Origin of the sequence: Buttiauxella sp. JUb87 (genome assembly GCF_004361975.1) — a bacterium.
GTDB lineage: Bacteria > Pseudomonadota > Gammaproteobacteria > Enterobacterales > Enterobacteriaceae > Buttiauxella > Buttiauxella ferragutiae.
This window is the reverse complement of the sequence record NZ_SNVY01000014.1, coordinates 1-16,652: the sequence shown is the minus strand read 5'-3', so window position 1 is coordinate 16,652 and position 16,652 is coordinate 1. Positions and strand designations below refer to the sequence as shown.

At 50.9% G+C, this 16,652-nt stretch carries 16 protein-coding genes; 13 read left to right on the top strand and 3 right to left on the bottom strand.

What is annotated here, in order from left to right; all coding sequences use genetic code 11:
• Positions 1–6: 6 nt before the first annotated feature.
• The 7 genes from EC843_RS23345 to hemB all read left to right on the top strand — a co-directional run bounded on the left by EC843_RS23345 (position 7) and on the right by hemB (position 5,832).
• Positions 7–627, top strand: a complete 621-nt coding sequence (locus EC843_RS23345) for an SCP2 domain-containing protein (protein ID WP_133523134.1) — start codon at positions 7–9, stop codon at positions 625–627.
• Complete coding sequence (gene ubiB, locus EC843_RS23340; protein ID WP_064541459.1) at positions 624–2,264, top strand: ubiquinone biosynthesis regulatory protein kinase UbiB; 1,641 nt, start codon at positions 624–626, stop codon at positions 2,262–2,264. The genes EC843_RS23345 and ubiB overlap by 4 nt, the downstream gene beginning before the upstream one ends.
• A gap of 83 nt (positions 2,265–2,347) precedes the next feature.
• Positions 2,348–2,608, top strand: coding sequence for a Sec-independent protein translocase subunit TatA (tatA, locus tag EC843_RS23335; RefSeq protein ID WP_064541456.1), 261 nt, complete (start codon positions 2,348–2,350; stop codon positions 2,606–2,608).
• Positions 2,609–2,611: 3 nt separating this feature from the next.
• Positions 2,612–3,178, top strand: coding sequence for a Sec-independent protein translocase protein TatB (gene tatB / locus EC843_RS23330; protein WP_064541453.1), 567 nt, complete (start codon positions 2,612–2,614; stop codon positions 3,176–3,178).
• Between the two features lie 2 nt (positions 3,179–3,180).
• Positions 3,181–3,972, top strand: coding sequence for a Sec-independent protein translocase subunit TatC (tatC, locus tag EC843_RS23325; RefSeq protein WP_064541450.1), 792 nt, complete (start codon positions 3,181–3,183; stop codon positions 3,970–3,972).
• Between the two features lie 42 nt (positions 3,973–4,014).
• A complete protein-coding gene (gene tatD, locus EC843_RS23320; RefSeq protein WP_121814562.1) occupies positions 4,015–4,794 on the top strand; it encodes a 3'-5' ssDNA/RNA exonuclease TatD in 780 nt (259 codons plus the stop codon).
• A 15-nt stretch (positions 4,795–4,809) separates the two neighbouring features.
• Positions 4,810–5,832 carry a porphobilinogen synthase gene (hemB, locus tag EC843_RS23315; RefSeq protein WP_121814561.1) on the top strand — a complete coding sequence of 341 codons (1,023 nt, stop codon included), beginning with the start codon at positions 4,810–4,812 and terminating at the stop codon, positions 5,830–5,832.
• A gap of 42 nt (positions 5,833–5,874) precedes the next feature.
• Here hemB and rfaH read toward each other — a convergent pair whose 3' ends face one another.
• Positions 5,875–6,363: a transcription/translation regulatory transformer protein RfaH gene (gene rfaH / locus EC843_RS23310; protein ID WP_064541440.1), complete on the bottom strand. Its 489-nt coding sequence runs from the start codon at positions 6,361–6,363 to the stop codon at positions 5,875–5,877.
• Positions 6,364–6,539: 176 nt separating this feature from the next.
• Here rfaH and ubiD point away from each other — a divergent pair, with 176 nt between their 5' ends.
• Together ubiD and fre are read left to right on the top strand one after the other, a co-directional pair.
• A complete protein-coding gene (gene ubiD, locus EC843_RS23305; RefSeq protein WP_133523153.1) occupies positions 6,540–8,033 on the top strand; it encodes a 4-hydroxy-3-polyprenylbenzoate decarboxylase in 1,494 nt (497 codons plus the stop codon).
• Between the two features lie 47 nt (positions 8,034–8,080).
• Positions 8,081–8,782 (top strand): NAD(P)H-flavin reductase, encoded by a 702-nt coding sequence (gene fre / locus EC843_RS23300; protein WP_064541437.1) that lies wholly within the window; start codon positions 8,081–8,083, stop codon positions 8,780–8,782.
• A 187-nt stretch (positions 8,783–8,969) separates the two neighbouring features.
• Here the strand turns inward: fre and fadA are convergent, their stop codons facing one another.
• Both fadA and fadB read right to left on the bottom strand, forming a co-directional pair.
• A complete protein-coding gene (gene fadA / locus EC843_RS23295; RefSeq protein ID WP_064541434.1) occupies positions 8,970–10,133 on the bottom strand; it encodes an acetyl-CoA C-acyltransferase FadA in 1,164 nt (387 codons plus the stop codon).
• A gap of 9 nt (positions 10,134–10,142) precedes the next feature.
• Entirely contained in the window at positions 10,143–12,332 is a 2,190-nt protein-coding gene (fadB, locus tag EC843_RS23290) for a fatty acid oxidation complex subunit alpha FadB (RefSeq protein WP_133523133.1), read from the bottom strand.
• Between the two features lie 193 nt (positions 12,333–12,525).
• Between fadB and pepQ the strand changes: the two genes are divergently transcribed.
• From pepQ to hemG, 4 genes are read left to right on the top strand one after another with little or no spacing between them, the layout of a single operon-like run.
• Complete coding sequence (gene pepQ, locus EC843_RS23280) at positions 12,526–13,857, top strand: Xaa-Pro dipeptidase (protein ID WP_133523132.1); 1,332 nt, start codon at positions 12,526–12,528, stop codon at positions 13,855–13,857.
• Complete coding sequence (locus tag EC843_RS23275) at positions 13,857–14,471, top strand: IMPACT family protein (protein WP_064541425.1); 615 nt, start codon at positions 13,857–13,859, stop codon at positions 14,469–14,471. The genes pepQ and EC843_RS23275 overlap by 1 nt, the downstream gene beginning before the upstream one ends.
• Positions 14,472–14,512: 41 nt before the next feature.
• Positions 14,513–15,964: a Trk system potassium transporter TrkH gene (gene trkH, locus EC843_RS23270; protein WP_064541422.1), complete on the top strand. Its 1,452-nt coding sequence runs from the start codon at positions 14,513–14,515 to the stop codon at positions 15,962–15,964.
• A gap of 12 nt (positions 15,965–15,976) precedes the next feature.
• Entirely contained in the window at positions 15,977–16,510 is a 534-nt protein-coding gene (gene hemG, locus EC843_RS23265; RefSeq protein WP_133523131.1) for a menaquinone-dependent protoporphyrinogen IX dehydrogenase, read from the top strand.
• Positions 16,511–16,652 lie beyond the last annotated feature (142 nt).

The following is a 16,652-nucleotide window of genomic DNA, read 5'->3' as shown; positions in this document are numbered from 1 at the left end:
CTCGTGATGCCATTGCTGCTTTCTTCAGGTACGCCGCTAATCACTGCTGGAATAGAAAATATCCTCAATACATTTCTCTGGCGTGACCGTGGATTGAAAGCCGCGCGTCAGCGCTTAGTGGGTAAGGTGTTGCGTGTTGAACTCAAAGAGTTCTCATCGCCGATTGTGCTGGTCTTCAGCGAGCAACAACTTGATGTGTTAGCGCAGTGGGAAGGCGAAGCCGACTGTCTGGTGAAAACTGGGCTGAGCACATTACCGAAATTGCGTGACCGACAGCAGCTTACCGCGCTCATTCGCAGCGGTGAGCTGGAGGTGGAAGGCGATCTTCAGGTGGTCCAGAATTGGGTCGCGTTGATGGATCTGGCTGAGTTCGACCCTGCTGAATTATTAGCTCCGTATATCGGTGATATTGCTGCGGAAGGCATCAGCAAAGTGATTCGCGCTGGCGGTAAGTTGTTGAAAAAAGGATTTGCCCGTAACCAACAATACCTTTCAGAAGCCATTACTGAAGAGTGGAGAATGGCACCGGGGTCGTTGGAAGTCGCATGGTTTGCCGAGGAAACGGCAGCAGTCGAACGTAAGGTTGACGCACTCATTGCGCGACTGGACAAACTGGAGAACAAATGACGCCTGGAGAAATTCGTCGCCTCTATTTCATTATCCGTACTTTTCTCAGTTATGGTCTGGATGAGCTGATCCCACGCATTCGTATTACGCTGCCGTTACGCATCTGGCGGCGCATGCTTTTCTGGATGCCAAACCGCCATAAAGACAAACTTCTCGGCGAGCGTTTACGTCTGGCATTGCAGGAACTGGGGCCGGTATGGATCAAGTTTGGGCAGATGCTCTCTACCCGTCGTGACCTGTTCCCACCACAAATCGCTGACCAGCTCGCTATGTTGCAAGACCGTGTTGCACCTTTTGACGGGGCATTGGCTAAGAAACAAATCGAACAGGCGATGGGGGGGATTCCCATTGAAACCTGGTTTGACGATTTCGACATAACACCGCTCGCATCGGCTTCTATCGCGCAAGTGCATACTGCTCGCCTGAAAGAGAATGGCCGAGATGTGGTCATCAAAGTGATTCGCCCGGACATCCTGCCAATCATTAAAGCGGATATGAAGCTCATCTATCGCCTCGCACGCTGGGTACCGCGCTTGATGCCGGATGGCCGCCGTTTACGCCCGCTCGAAGTGGTTCGCGAATATGAAAAAACCTTAATCGATGAGCTGAATCTGTTGCGTGAATCGGCAAACGCCATTCAGTTACGCCGCAATTTTGAAGACAGCCCGATGCTGTATGTGCCGGAAGTGTTCTCTGACTATTGCAGCCAGGACATGATGGTGATGGAGCGAATTTACGGTATTCCCGTTTCAGATATTGCGATGCTTCACAAGCAAGGCACCAACATGAAACTGTTAGCGGAACGCGGCGTGCAAGTGTTCTTCACCCAGGTTTTCCGCGACAGCTTCTTCCATGCGGATATGCATCCTGGAAATATTTTTGTCAGCTACGAGCATCCTGAAGATCCGCAATACATTGGTATCGACTGCGGCATTGTCGGCTCGCTCAATAAAGAAGACAAACGCTACCTGGCTGAAAACTTTATCGCTTTCTTTAACCGTGACTATCGCAAAGTTGCTGAACTGCACGTTGATTCAGGTTGGGTACCTCCAGAAACCAATGTTGAAGACTTCGAGTTTGCTATTCGCACCGTTTGCGAGCCTATTTTTGAAAAGCCATTAGCGGAAATTTCCTTTGGCCATGTGCTGCTGAACCTGTTCAATACGGCACGCCGCTTTAATATGGAAGTGCAACCACAGCTGGTTTTGCTACAAAAGACACTACTTTACGTTGAAGGCCTGGGAAGGCAGCTTTATCCACAGCTGGATTTGTGGAAAACCGCCAAACCTTTCCTGGAAGACTGGATTAAAGATCAGGTTGGTATTCCGGCTCTTATTCGTACACTTAAAGAAAAAGCCCCGTTCTGGATAGAAAAAATGCCAGAACTTCCAGAACTGATGTACGACAGTTTGCGTCAGGGTAAACAATTGCAGCACAGTGTTGATAAAATAACGCGCGATTTGCAACGCAACCAGGTACGCCAGTCGCAGTCACGCTATCTGTTTGGTATTGGTGCGGTGTTGATGCTCAGTGGTACTTTGCTGTTGATTAATAAGCCAGAGTGGGAATTTATGCCCGCCTGGATAATGGCCGGTGGCATCGTGGCCTGGTTGATTGGCTGGCGGCGCTCATCCTGAGCTGTTTTTAATCGTTTTTAACGGACAACGTGCGGTACAATACAGACCGTAATCTATTCATCACAGTGATTTGAGGCAACATTATGGGTGGTATCAGTATTTGGCAATTGTTGATCATTGCTGTCATCGTGGTTCTGCTTTTCGGTACTAAGAAACTGGGTTCTATCGGCTCTGATTTGGGCGCATCCATCAAAGGCTTTAAAAAAGCCATGAGTGACGATGAAGACAAAGAGAAAGATAAATCTGCTCAGGATGCTGATTTCACAGCAAAAACACTGGCCGATAAGCAACCAGCTGATGTGAAAAAAGACGAAGCAAAGAGCAACGATAAAGAGCAGGTGTAAACCGTGTTCGATATTGGTTTCAGTGAGCTGCTACTGGTTTTTGTGATTGGCTTGATCGTACTCGGGCCACAGCGTTTGCCTGTGGCCGTTAAAACGGTCGTCGGTTGGGTCCGTGCTTTGCGTTCGCTGGCAGCAACTGTACAAAACGAACTGGTTCAGGAGTTGAAAATCCAGGAGCTACAAGACAGCCTGAAGAAGGTTGAAAAAGCGAGCATGGATAACCTCACTCCGGAACTAAAGGCATCAATGGATGAGCTGCGTCAGGCAGCAGAGTCGATGAAGCGCTCGTACACTCTCGACCCTGAAAAGGCGAGTGACGAAGCTCACACCATCCATAACCCACTAGTGAAAGATGCCCAGGACAGCCATGATGGCGTGACTCCAGCTACTGCTGCGCATCAGGCCAGCGCGCCTGAGAAAGCGCCCGCTGTTGAAACTGAAGCAGTTGTTCCTGCATCAGCTGCAGCTGCAGCAGAGGTTTCTGAAGAGCTGATTCAACCTCAGATTAAACCTGTAGCAGAGCCCGTCAAAACTCCAGCGTCTTCCCCAACTTCGAGTGATAAACAGTAAACATGGCCGTTGAAGATACCCAACCGCTTATCAGCCATCTGATAGAGCTGCGCAAGCGACTGTTAAATAGCATTATCGCTGTGCTGGTGATTTTCCTGGCACTGGTTTACTTTGCCAATGACATCTATCAGATTGTCGCCTCACCGCTGATTAAGCAGATGCCTATTGGCTCAACGATGATTGCGACTGATGTGGCGTCACCGTTTTTCACCCCAATCAAACTGACGATTTATGTTTCGGTATTTTTGTCTGCACCGGTCATTCTTTATCAGATTTGGGCGTTTATCGCCCCTGCGCTCTATAAGCACGAGCGCAAGCTGGTTATGCCGTTACTGTTTTCCAGCTCAATGCTGTTTTATATCGGCATCGCTTTTGCTTATTTTGTGGTGTTCCCGCTCGCATTTGGTTTTCTGACCAAAACCGCCCCGATAGGTGTGGTGGTGTCGACTGACATCAGCAAGTACCTTGATTTTGTCATGACGCTATTTATGGCATTTGGCGTGGCTTTTGAAGTCCCCGTTGCCATTATTCTGTTGTGTTGGATGGGTGTAACAACGCCTGAAGCGCTTAAGAAAAAGCGTCCGTATATTCTGGTTGGTGCATTTGTTGTTGGCATGTTGTTAACGCCGCCTGATGTTTTCTCGCAAACGCTGCTGGCAATACCGATGTACTGCCTGTTTGAAGTTGGTGTATTTTTCTCTCGTTTCTACGTCGGTAAAGGGCGCAGAGGTGGAGAGGAAGACCCGGAAGATGCTCCAGAAGCAGAAGACGATCACTCTAAAAAAGAATCATAATTTCAGACCGCCCATTAGGGCGGTCGTCGTTTGGAAGACGCTATGTTTGATATCGGTGTAAATCTTACCAGCTCACAGTTTGCTAAAGACCACGCTGACGTTGTGGCTCGCGCACATCATGCCGGCGTGAGCGGCATGCTGCTTACCGGGACAAATATTCACGAAAGTCAGCAGGCATTGTTACTGGCACAACAGTATCAGGGCTGCTGGTCTACTGCGGGTGTTCATCCGCATGATGCCAGCCAATGGCAAGATGAAACTGCGGCTGTGATTTGCGAGCTTGCGGGTGCGCCGGAAGTGGTAGCTATTGGTGAGTGTGGCCTGGATTTCAACCGTAATTTCTCGACGCCAGCTGAACAAGAACGCGCTTTTACCGCACAACTGGCCCTTGCTGCAGACCTGATGATGCCGGTATTTTTACATTGTCGGGAAGCACACGAACGCTTTATTGCTCTGCTGGACCCGTGGCTGGATAAGTTACCGGGTGTGGTTTTGCACTGTTTTACCGGAACAGAAAATGAAGTTCGTGAATGCCTGGCCCGAGGCATTTTTATAGGTGTCACTGGCTGGGTATGCGATGAGCGCCGCGGCCTTGAATTACGTGAGCTGCTACCGGTAATCCCAGCACATCAACTGTTGCTGGAAACTGATGCCCCCTATTTGTTACCGCGGGATCTAAAACCAAAACCTGCTTCCCGCCGGAACGAACCCTGCTACTTGCCGCATATCCTGAACAAGGTAGCCGAATGGCGTCGAGAAGACCCCACCTGGCTTGCGCAAGTAACAGATGACAATGCCCGCCGTCTTTTCCGGCTGGCTTAAATCAGGAGAAAATTAATGAGCTATGCATTTCCCGGTACGTTTCCTGGCCGCCGTATGCGCCGCGTTCGTCGTCACGATTTCAGCCGCCGCCTGGTTGCAGAAAATCAGTTAACGGTTAACGACCTGATCTACCCTGTGTTCGTGATGGAAGGTCAAAACCGTCAGGAAGAAGTGTCGTCAATGCCGGGCGTTTACCGCATGACTATCGATTTGCTGCTCAAAGAAGCGGAGGCCGTTGCGAAGTTGGGTGTGCCGGTGCTGTCCCTGTTCCCGGTCATCGAGAGCGCAGGAAAGTCGCTGCATGCTGAAGAAGCTTATAACCCGAACGGCCTGGTTCAGCGTGCGGTTCGTGCACTGAAAGATGCCGTGCCAGAACTGGGTTTACTGACTGACGTTGCGCTTGATCCGTATACCACTCACGGCCAGGACGGCGTGATTGATGCAGACGGTTACGTTATCAACGACATTACTCGTGAGATTCTGGTACGTCAGGCGCTGTCTCATGCAGAAGCCGGAGCCGAAATCATCGCGCCAAGCGATATGATGGATGGGCGCATCGGCGCGATTCGCGATCAGCTTGAGCTGGATGGTTTAGTGAACACCCAAATCATGTCTTATGCAGCGAAGTACGCATCCTGTTATTACGGCCCGTTCCGCGACGCAATTGGCTCATCCGGCAACCTGAAAGGCGGCAATAAAAAGACCTATCAGATGGACCCGGCCAATAGCGATGAAGCATTGCAGGAAGTTGCGCAGGATTTGCAAGAAGGCGCGGATATGGTGATGGTGAAACCGGGTATGCCTTATCTGGATGTGGTTCGCCGCGTGAAAGATACTTTCGGCGTGCCGACATTTGCCTATCAGGTTTCTGGTGAGTATGCGATGCATATGGCGGCGATTCAAAACGGATGGCTGGCAGAAAAACCGGCCATTATGGAATCACTGTTGTGCTTTAAACGTGCCGGCGCAGATGGTGTGCTGACGTACTTCTCGAAGCGTGTCGCACAATGGCTGCACGACGAGCAAATGCAGCGCTAGGAACGGAATACAGACTAAGAGGCCAGCAATCGCTGGCCTTTTTTACGTCTTTTTGAAATCGGTATTCTTCACACTCTGCATCACTTGTTTATTCAACAAATTCAGCAGCAGCATAGAGCGGGCTTCACCGTCCGGTTCGCTGAAGATAGCTTCCAAACCTTCGAATGCCCCTTCAGTTATCACCACGCGATCGCCCTGATAAGGGGTGTCTGGGTCAGTCACGTTTTCTGGCTGATGATGGATAAGTTGTTCAATCACATCATTCGGTACAGTGGCTGGAAGGCTGCCGAAGCGGACGAAATGGCTGACGCCACGCGTTGAATGTATTGTCGTGGTGTGAATAGTCTCAGGATCAAAGCGGACAAACATGTAATTTGGAAACAATGGTTCGTCGACCGCAGTGCGTTTTCCTCGCACGATCTTTTCAATTTTGATCATCGGGGTGAGGCAATTCACTTCCTGACGCTCAAGATGTTCTTGCGCCCGCAGTAATTGACCCCTTTTGCAGTACAAAAGATACCAGGATTCCATAATGTCTCTTTTTCCTAATCAGCCGCGGAAGAATAGCAAAAGGCTGGTATGAGAGATAGACAGCAGAAGTATAACCAATGACTGTTTGGTCATCAGGCAACCATCTACACCTTTTTAACAAAAATACAGCATGCGCTGCATGAAGCCCGTATAATGTCCGCCAAATCCTGACGATGATTAATGGCATGAAATACCACGACCTACGCGACTTTCTGGAACTACTTGAACAACGCGGCGAGCTAAAGCGTATCGCAATGCCTGTCGATCCGTACCTGGAAATGACTGAAATTGCCGATCGTACTTTGCGCGCTAATGGCCCGGCTCTGTTATTTGAGAATCCAAAAGGGTACGACATGCCGGTGCTGTGCAACCTGTTCGGCACTCCGAAACGCGTCGCGATGGGAATGGGGCAAGAAGATGTTTCTGCGCTGCGTGAAGTCGGGAAATTACTGGCCTTCCTGAAAGAACCCGAGCCACCGAAGGGTTTCCGCGATTTATTCGATAAACTTCCGCAGTTTAAACAAGTCCTGAATATGCCGACTAAGCGTCTGCGTAATGCCCCATGCCAGGAACAAATCTGGGAAGGGGATGAAGTCGACTTATCTCGTATTCCGATTATGCAGTGTTGGCCTGAAGATGCCGCGCCGCTGATTACCTGGGGTTTGACGGTAACGCGTGGTCCGCATAAAGAACGGCAGAATCTCGGGATTTATCGCCAACAACTGATTGGCAAAAATAAACTGATTATGCGCTGGTTATCGCATCGCGGCGGCGCGCTGGATTTCCAGGAGTGGTGTGCTGAACATCCTGGTGAGCGGTTCCCGGTTTCTGTTGCACTGGGTGCTGATCCGGCAACGATTCTTGGCGCGGTCACTCCAGTGCCAGATACTTTGTCAGAATATGCTTTTGCTGGTTTGCTACGTGGTACAAAAACCGAAGTTGTTAAGTGTATTTCTAACGATCTTGAAGTGCCAGCTAGCGCTGAAATTGTGCTGGAAGGGTATATCGAGCCTGGCGAAATGGCACCTGAAGGGCCATATGGTGACCACACGGGCTACTACAATGAAGTAGATGACTTCCCTGTGTTTACCGTGACGCATATAACCCAGCGCCAGAATGCGATTTATCATTCAACGTACACCGGTCGCCCGCCAGATGAGCCTGCGGTTCTCGGCGTGGCATTGAATGAAGTGTTTGTGCCCATTCTGCAAAAGCAGTTCCCGGAAATTGTCGATTTCTACTTGCCGCCGGAGGGGTGTTCTTATCGCCTTGCGGTTGTCACTATCAAGAAGCAGTACGCTGGCCACGCGAAACGCGTGATGATGGGCGTCTGGTCTTTCTTGCGGCAGTTCATGTATACCAAGTTTGTCATTGTCTGCGATGACGATGTTAATGCGCGTGACTGGAACGATGTAATTTGGGCCATCACCACGCGGATGGACCCGGCACGTGATACCGTTCTGGTAGAAAACACGCCAATTGATTACCTGGATTTTGCCTCGCCGGTTTCCGGCCTTGGCTCAAAAATGGGATTGGATGCCACCAATAAATGGCCTGGGGAAACCCAGCGTGAGTGGGGGCGTCCTATTAAGAAAGATGCAGAAGTATGTGCGCGTATTGATGCTATCTGGGATGAACTGGCTATTTTTGACGACAGTAAAAACGCCTGATCGGCGGGTTTTACCGTTTTGCATTATTGACCCGACAGAGGGGAAGCATGACAACCTTAAGCTGTAAAGTGACCTCGGTAGAAGCGATAACTGACACGGTGTATCGCGTTCGATTACTGCCGGAAGCGAAATTCTCCTTTCAGGCCGGGCAGTATTTGATGGTGGTGATGGATGAGCGCGATAAACGCCCGTTCTCCATGGCATCCACGCCGAGCGACCAGGAGTTTATCGAACTGCACATTGGCGCATCAGATATCAATCTGTACGCCATGGCGGTGATGGATCGCATTCTGAAAGAGAAAGAAATCGTTGTTGATATTCCACACGGCGATGCCTGGCTGCGTGAAGATGAAGATCGCCCGTTGATTCTGATTGCTGGCGGGACCGGCTTCTCTTATGTGCGTTCTATTTTGCTGACGGCGCTGGCGCGTAACCCGCAGCGTGAAATCGCCATTTACTGGGGCGGCCGTGAAGATAAACATCTTTATGATCTGTCTGAGTTAGAAGCGCTGTCCGTGGTTCACCAGAATCTGCGTGTTGAAGCGGTGGTTGAGCAACCGGAAACAGGCTGGCGTGGGCGCACTGGCACTGTGTTAACCGCGGTGATGCAGGATTACGGAACGCTTGCCGGGCACGACATCTATATTGCCGGACGTTTTGAAATGGCGAAAATTGCCCGTGACCTGTTCTGCAATGAACGTGGTGCGCAGGCCGACCGCATGTTTGGCGACGCGTTTTCGTTTATCTAATGCAATAAAAAACCCGCCCCTGACAGGCGGGAAAAACGGCAACTAAACTTTTTTTCTGCGTCCTTGGTGTTGTAACTTTGTTGGCTGCATTCGCTCACCCGAATCACTTACTTTAGTAAGCTCATCGGGATTCGCTCATTTGCCGCCGCGTTACAACATCAATGACTTTGAAAATTGGATCAATTCCTTAAACGCGTTCAATAACTGTGGCAATCCCCTGACCCAATCCGATGCACATGGTGGCGAGGCCAAACTGCGCATCGCGACGTTCCATCAAATTGAGCAGCGTGGTGCTGATTCGTGTACCGGAACAACCCAGCGGGTGACCCAGTGCAATCGCACCGCCATTCAGGTTAATCTTCTCGTCGATCTTATCCATCAGCCCCAGATCTTTAATACATGGCAGGATCTGTGCGGCGAAGGCTTCGTTCATCTCAAACAGGTCTATGTCGGCGGCAGTCAGGCCCGCTTTTTTCAACGCCAGTTGTGATGCCGGAACTGGACCGTAGCCCATAATGGATGGGTCGCAGCCAACGACTGCCATAGAGCGAACATAAGCGCGGATCTTCAGGCCCAGCTCTTTGGCGCGTGACTCGCTCATTAGCAACATCGCTGAGGCACCATCGGAAAGCGCGGAAGAACTGCCTGCTGTAACGGTGCCATTGACCGGATCAAACGCAGGTTTCAATGCCGCCAGACCTTCAACTGTAGTTTCCGGGCGAATCACTTCATCGTAATCAAAACGTTTGAGCACACCGTCTGCGTCATGGCCGCTGGTTGCCAGAATTTCATTTTTGAAATGACCCGCTTCGGTTGCAGCCCAGGCTCGCTGGTGTGAACGTGCAGCAAACTGATCCTGCATTTCACGGCTGATACCATGCATACGAGACAGCATTTCGGCGGTTAAGCCCATCATGCCAGCTGCTTTTGCAACGTTGCGGCTCAGGCCTGGATGGAAATCAACACCATGGCTCATTGGCACGTGGCCCATATGTTCCACGCCGCCTACCAGACAAGCATGCGCATCACCGGTCTGAATCATACGAGCAGCATCGTGCAGCGCTTGCATCGAAGAACCACACAGGCGGTTCACTGTAACCGCCGGTACTGAATGTGGGATTTCTGCCAGTAGCGAGGCGTTACGAGCAATATTAAAACCTTGCTCCAGCGTCTGCTGCACACAGCCCCAATAAATGTCATCCAGTGCAGCGGCTTCTAAAGCCGGGTTGCGTGACAAAATGCCACGCATCAGATGGGCAGAAAGATCTTCCGCACGCAGATTACGAAACGCACCGCCTTTTGAACGGCCCATCGGGGTGCGGATGGCATCAACAATTACAACCTTTTCCATAATCACTCCTCAGGCACTTTTCAGGTCACTGGCTGGGCGCGCTGGCTCAACGGGTGGATAGTACGGCTCGTTACGGGACGCTTTAGTACGCAGACCGTCCGGCACCTGGTAAAGCGGGCCAAGATGTTCGTACTGTTGCGCCATATCGAGATATTTCGCGCTGCCGATGGTGTCTAACCAACGGAATGCGCCGCCGTGGAACGGAGGGAATCCCAGGCCGTAAACCAGTGCCATATCTGCTTCTGCCGGGCTGGCGATAATACCTTCTTCCAGGCAGCGCACGACTTCGTTGACCATTGGGATCATCATGCGAGCGATGATCTCTTCGTCGCTAAAGTTTTGCCGCGGTTTGCTGACATCAGCCAACAAGCTATCGGTGGCTTCGTCTTGTTCTTTACGCGGTTTGCCTTTGCTGTCTTGTTTGTAGCGATAGAAACCCTGCTGGGTTTTCTGGCCATAACGGCCTGCGTCAAACATGGCGTCGACCGCATCGCGATAATCTTTCTGCATACGCTGTGGGAAACCGGCAGCCATAACAGCCTGCGCGTGGTGCGCGGTATCAATACCGACTACATCCAGCAGGTATGCCGGGCCCATTGGCCAGCCGAACTGCTTTTCCATTACTTTGTCGATCTGGCGGAAATCGGCACCGTCGCGCATCAGCTGGCTAAAGCCTGCGAAGTACGGGAACAGCACGCGGTTGACGAAGAAACCTGGGCAGTCGTTCACTACGATCGGCGTTTTGCCCATTTTGCTGGCCCACGCAACAACCTTCGCGATAGTTTGCTCAGAGGTTTTCTCGCCGCGAATCACTTCCACTAACGGCATGCGATGCACCGGGTTAAAGAAGTGCATACCGCAGAAGTTTTCCGGGCGTTTCAGGCTGTTGGCCAGTTCGCCAATCGGAATGGTAGAGGTGTTCGACGCCAGAACGGTATCCGCACGAACTTTATCTTCCACTTCTGCCAGAACTGCTTTCTTCACTTTCGGGTTTTCAACAACCGCTTCAACCACCACATCGACACGCTCAAAACCAGCGTAATCCAGCGTTGGGTGAATAGTGGCAATGACACCGGCCAGTTTCATGCCGTCGATCTTGCCGCGTTCCAACTGTTTGTTCAGCAGCTTGCTGGCTTCGTTGATGCCCAACTCCAGCGACTTGTCGTTAATATCCTTCATTAATACCGGCACACCTTTCCAGGCAGACTGGTAAGCAATGCCGCCACCCATGATCCCGGCACCAAGAACGGCTGCCTGTTTCGGGGTTTCGGTATTTTTGGTCAGCTTCTTCGCCTGACCTTTTATGTATTGGTCGTTAAGGAAAATACCGACCAGCGCACGGGCCTCATTGGAACGCGCCAACGGCACGAAACTTTGAGTCTCCAGTTGTAATGCTTCGTCACGGCCCATTCTTGCCGCGGCTTCGATGGTTTTGACTGCCGTCATCGGGGCAGGGTAGTGCTTGCCAGCAATCTGCATCACCATGCTTTTAGCAATGGTGAAGCTCATGGTGGCTTCGATTTTGCTCAGCTTCAGCGGCTGCAGTTTTGGCGCGCGTTTGGCTTTCCAGTCCAGATCGCCATTAATCGCCTGGCGTAATACCGCCAGTGCGCCGTCGCGCAGTTTCTCAGTTTTAACGATGCCGTCGACTAAGCCGAGCTTTTGCGCTTCAACCGCGCCGACATCTTTACCGGCGGTGATAATTTCCAGCGCGCTATCAGCACCCAGCAAACGAGGTAAACGTACAGATCCACCGAAACCAGGCATGATGCCGAGTTTGGTTTCTGGCAGGCCAATACGGGTATCTGGTGTTGCCAGGCGATAATCGGTTGCCAGTACACATTCACAACCGCCGCCAAGGGCGTAACCATTCACTGCTGCAATGGTTGGGACCGGCAAGTCCTCCAGACGATTGAAGACGCTGTTGGCAAATTGCAGCCAATGAGTCAGTTGCTCCGCAGGAACCAGGAACAGCGACAGAAATTCAGTAATATCCGCACCAACGATAAACGCGGCTTTGTTGGAACTGAGCAGCAGGCCTTTCAGACCAGGCTGCTTTTCCAGTACATCCAGCGCGTGGCCCAGGCTTGCTACGGTCGCGGTGTCGAGTTTGTTCACTGAACCGGGGGCATCGAATACCAATTCTGCGATGCCATCTTCCAGCCAGTCGAGATGTAAGGTTTCACCTTGGTAGAGCATGTCAGTCTCCTGAATCCAGCAATGGGATCTGGTCGTACCAGATGAAGGTGAGTGTGGAATTGATGTTAATGAAATGCAAATAACTCTTTAAATATTTGCAAAGATGATCACAGCCGCTGGAAATAAGTTCGCTCTGTTTACGGTGTGCTAAGATGCGTGGCGTTCAGTTTATAAAAAACCAGAAGGGTAAATCATGGATTCACTGGCCTCACTTTATAAAGATCATGTGGCAACTTTGCAGGAGCGCACCCGCAATGTTCTGGCGCGCTTCAATCTTGACGCGCTGTTGATTCACTCGGGCGAGCTAGTCAACGTCTTCCTCGATGATCATCCATATCCGTTCAAAGTTAACCCACAATTCAAAGCTTGGGTTCCGGTGACACAAGTGCCAAACTGCTGGCTGCTGGTGGATGGTGTTAACAAACCGAAGCTGTGGTTCTATCTGCCGGTTGATTACTGGCACAACGTTGAGCCGCTGCCAGAATCCTTCTGGACTGACGAAATTGAAGTGATTGCGCTGCCGAAAGCTGATGGCATTGGCAGCCAGTTGCCTGCCGCGCGTGGCAATATCGGTTATATCGGGCCGGTTCCAGAGCGTGCCGTACAGCTTGAAATCCAGGGCGCTAACATCAACCCGAAAGGGGTGATTGATTACCTGCATTATCATCGTGCTTATAAAACTGATTATGAGCTGGCATGTATGCGTGAAGCGCAGAAAACCGCAGTGGTTGGTCATCAGGCGGCTCACGAAGCGTTCCTGTCTGGAATGAGCGAATTTGACATTAATCTCGCGTATCTGACCGCAACCGGACATCGCGATACCGATGTGCCTTATGGCAACATTGTTGCGCTCAACGAGCACGCAGCAGTTCTTCATTACACCAAACTTGAGAACCGCGCACCTGCCGAAATGCGCAGTTTCCTGTTGGATGCTGGCGCGGAATATAACGGTTATGCGGCTGATTTAACGCGTACCTGGTCGGCAAAAAGCGATAACGATTATGCACAACTGGTTAAAGACGTTAACAGCGAGCAACTAGCGCTGATTGATACCCTGAAAGCAGGTGTGCGCTACACCGATTACCACATCCAGTTCCATCAACGTATCGCGAAGCTGCTGAGCCGCCATAATTTGGTTACCGGGATTAGCGAAGAAGCGATGGTTGAAACCGGCATCACTGGGCCATTTATGCCACATGGTCTGGGCCATCCGCTGGGTTTGCAGGTGCATGATGTTGCAGGCTTTATGCAGGATGATTCCGGTACACACCTTGCTGCACCTTCTCAGTATCCGTATCTGCGTTGCACGCGTATTCTTGAACCGCGTATGGTTCTGACCATTGAACCGGGCATTTACTTCATTGAATCTTTGCTCGCACCGTGGCGCGAAGGCCAGTACAGCAAGCACTTTGACTGGCAGCGCATTGAGGCAATGAAACCTTTCGGTGGCGTTCGCATTGAAGACAACGTGATTGTTCATGAAAATAGTATTGAAAACATGACGCGCGATCTGAAACTGGCGTAATGGATAGTTGGCTGATTCCCGCTGAAACCGTTGCGTTCAGTGAGGAAATCAAGAAAAGCCGCTTTATTACTCTGGTCGCTCATACGACTGGCGTAATTGCGGCGAAAGCATTTCTTGAAAAAGTACGTTCAGAGCACCCGACGGCCCGGCATCATTGCTGGGCCTGGGTGGCTGGTGCGCCAGATGACTCGCAGCAGTTAGGCTTTTCTGATGATGGTGAGCCTGCTGGCACAGCCGGTAAGCCGATGCTTGCCCAGCTTATGGGAAGTGGTATTGGTGAAATTACCGCAGTCGTCGTACGTTATTCTGGCGGCATCAAACTAGGTACTGGCGGCCTGGTGAAAGCCTATGGCGGCGGGGTGCAGGCAGCGTTAAATCAATTGCCTACCGTGCTCAAAACTCCGTTAACCGAATATACTTTGCAATGTGAGTACGCGCAGCTTGCCGGAATCGAGGCGTTGCTTAAACAGTGTGACGGCGTTGTGGTGCAAAGTGATTTTCAGGCGTCTGTTTTATTACTTATCGCGTTACCACACGCGAAACTCGCTGACTTTTCAGTCAGACTTGCTGATTTTAGCCGCGGTGCATTGCATTTATTGCCGGCTGAACAATAATCCCCACTCGTATTTTATTGATAGTTAAGGAAGCGGCTGAAATGCATTTTCGCGCCATAACCCGAATCGTTGGTCTGTTAGTCATTCTATTTTCCGTGACCATGATTATTCCTGGGTTGGTAGCTTTAATTTATCGCGATGGTGCTGGCCGAGCTTTCACCCAGACTTTCTTCGCAGCGCTACTGATTGGTTCTTTTTTGTGGTGGCCTAACCGGCGGCAAAAAAGTGAGTTGAAACCACGAGAAGGGTTCCTGATCGTCGTCTTGTTCTGGACGGTGTTGGGGAGCGTGGGTGCGCTGCCTTTTATCTTCGCGGAACAACCGAATCTCACTATTACTGATGCATTCTTTGAATCGTTCTCGGGTTTAACTACCACCGGTGCGACAACGCTTGTCGGGCTGGATACGCTTCCTCACGCCATTCTGTTTTATCGGCAAATGTTGCAGTGGTTTGGCGGCATGGGGATCATCGTGCTGGCAGTGGCCATTCTGCCGATTCTGGGCGTCGGCGGGATGCAGCTATACCGTGCCGAAATGCCGGGGCCGCTTAAAGATAATAAGATGCGCCCGCGTATTGCAGATACCGCAAAAACTCTGTGGATTATTTATGTTCTGTTAACTGTCGCTTGTGCGTTGGCACTTTGGTTTGCAGGGATGCCTGCGTTTGATGCAATAGGTCACAGCTTTGCGACTATCGCGATTGGTGGTTTTTCTACTCATGATGCCAGCGTCGGTTATTTCGACAGCCCAACCATTAATACAATTATCGCCATCTTCTTGCTGATTTCCGGTTGTAACTATGGCCTGCACTTCTCTCTATTAAGCGGGCGTAATATAAAAGTCTATTGGCGTGACCCTGAGTTCCGCATGTTTATTGGCGTGCAACTGACGCTGGTGGCTATCTGTACCTTAGTACTCTGGTTCCACAACACTTACCAAACCGCCCTGCTTACGCTAAACCAGGCATTCTTCCAGGTGGTCTCGATGGCGACGACCGCCGGGTTTACGACTGATAGTATTGCTCGCTGGCCTCTATTCTTACCGGTGCTGTTGTTGTGCTCTGCTTTTATAGGGGGGTGTGCTGGTTCGACCGGTGGTGGTCTGAAGGTCATCCGTATTCTGTTGCTGTTCAAACAAGGCAACCGCGAACTGAAGCGACTTGTTCACCCCAATGCGGTCTATAGCATCAAGCTTGGCAATCGAGCCCTGCCCGAACGTATCCTTGAAGCAGTATGGGGATTCTTTTCTGCCTATGCGCTGGTGTTTATCCTCAGCATGCTCGCGATTATCGCCACCGGCGTGGATGATTTCTCCGCCTTTGCTTCAGTGGCGGCAACGCTGAATAATCTCGGCCCAGGTTTGGGGGTTGTGGCTGATAACTTCGCCAGCATGAATCCTGTGGCAAAATGGATATTGATAGCCAATATGCTGTTTGGTCGTCTTGAAGTGTTTACTTTACTTGTACTGTTTACGCCAACCTTCTGGCGAGAGTAATCGGAGCCTGCTGTGAGAACGTTGATTCTATTTTCGACCCGCGATGGTCAAACTCGCGAGATTGCTTCTTATATAGCATCTGAACTTAAAGAGCTGGGCGCCGAGAGTGATGTGGTTAATCTGCATCGCAGTGGCGAGATCGCCTGGGGAAACTACGAACGCGTCGTTATTGGCGCTTCTATTCGCTATGGGCATTTCCATTCGTCAGTGGCTGCGTTTGTGAAAAAGCATCAGCAAGCATTGAATAATATTCCCAGCGCTTTCTTTTCCGTAAACCTGGTCGCCCGTAAACCAGAGAAGCGTTCTCCTCAAACCAACTCTTATACGCGTAAGTTCTTGCTGACCTCCCCGTGGCAGCCAAATCATTGCGCGGTGTTTGCGGGTGCACTGCGTTATCCGCGTTATCGCTGGTATGATCGCGTGATGATTCGTTTGATTATGAAGATGACGGGCGGTGAAACAGATATCAGCAAAGAAGTTGTTTATACAGATTGGCCTCAGGTGGCGCGTTTCGCCCACGAGATAGCGCACTTAAACAGCAAATAGTGTCCAAAACACCCTGTTTGATGAAAAAAGATGCGCTCAGTCATTTATTTGCAATAAACACTTGTCAGCTCCCAGAAAATCCCTATACTGCGCCTCCACTGACACGGCACAACGGCTTACAAACCGGCCCGTCAGCCAGATG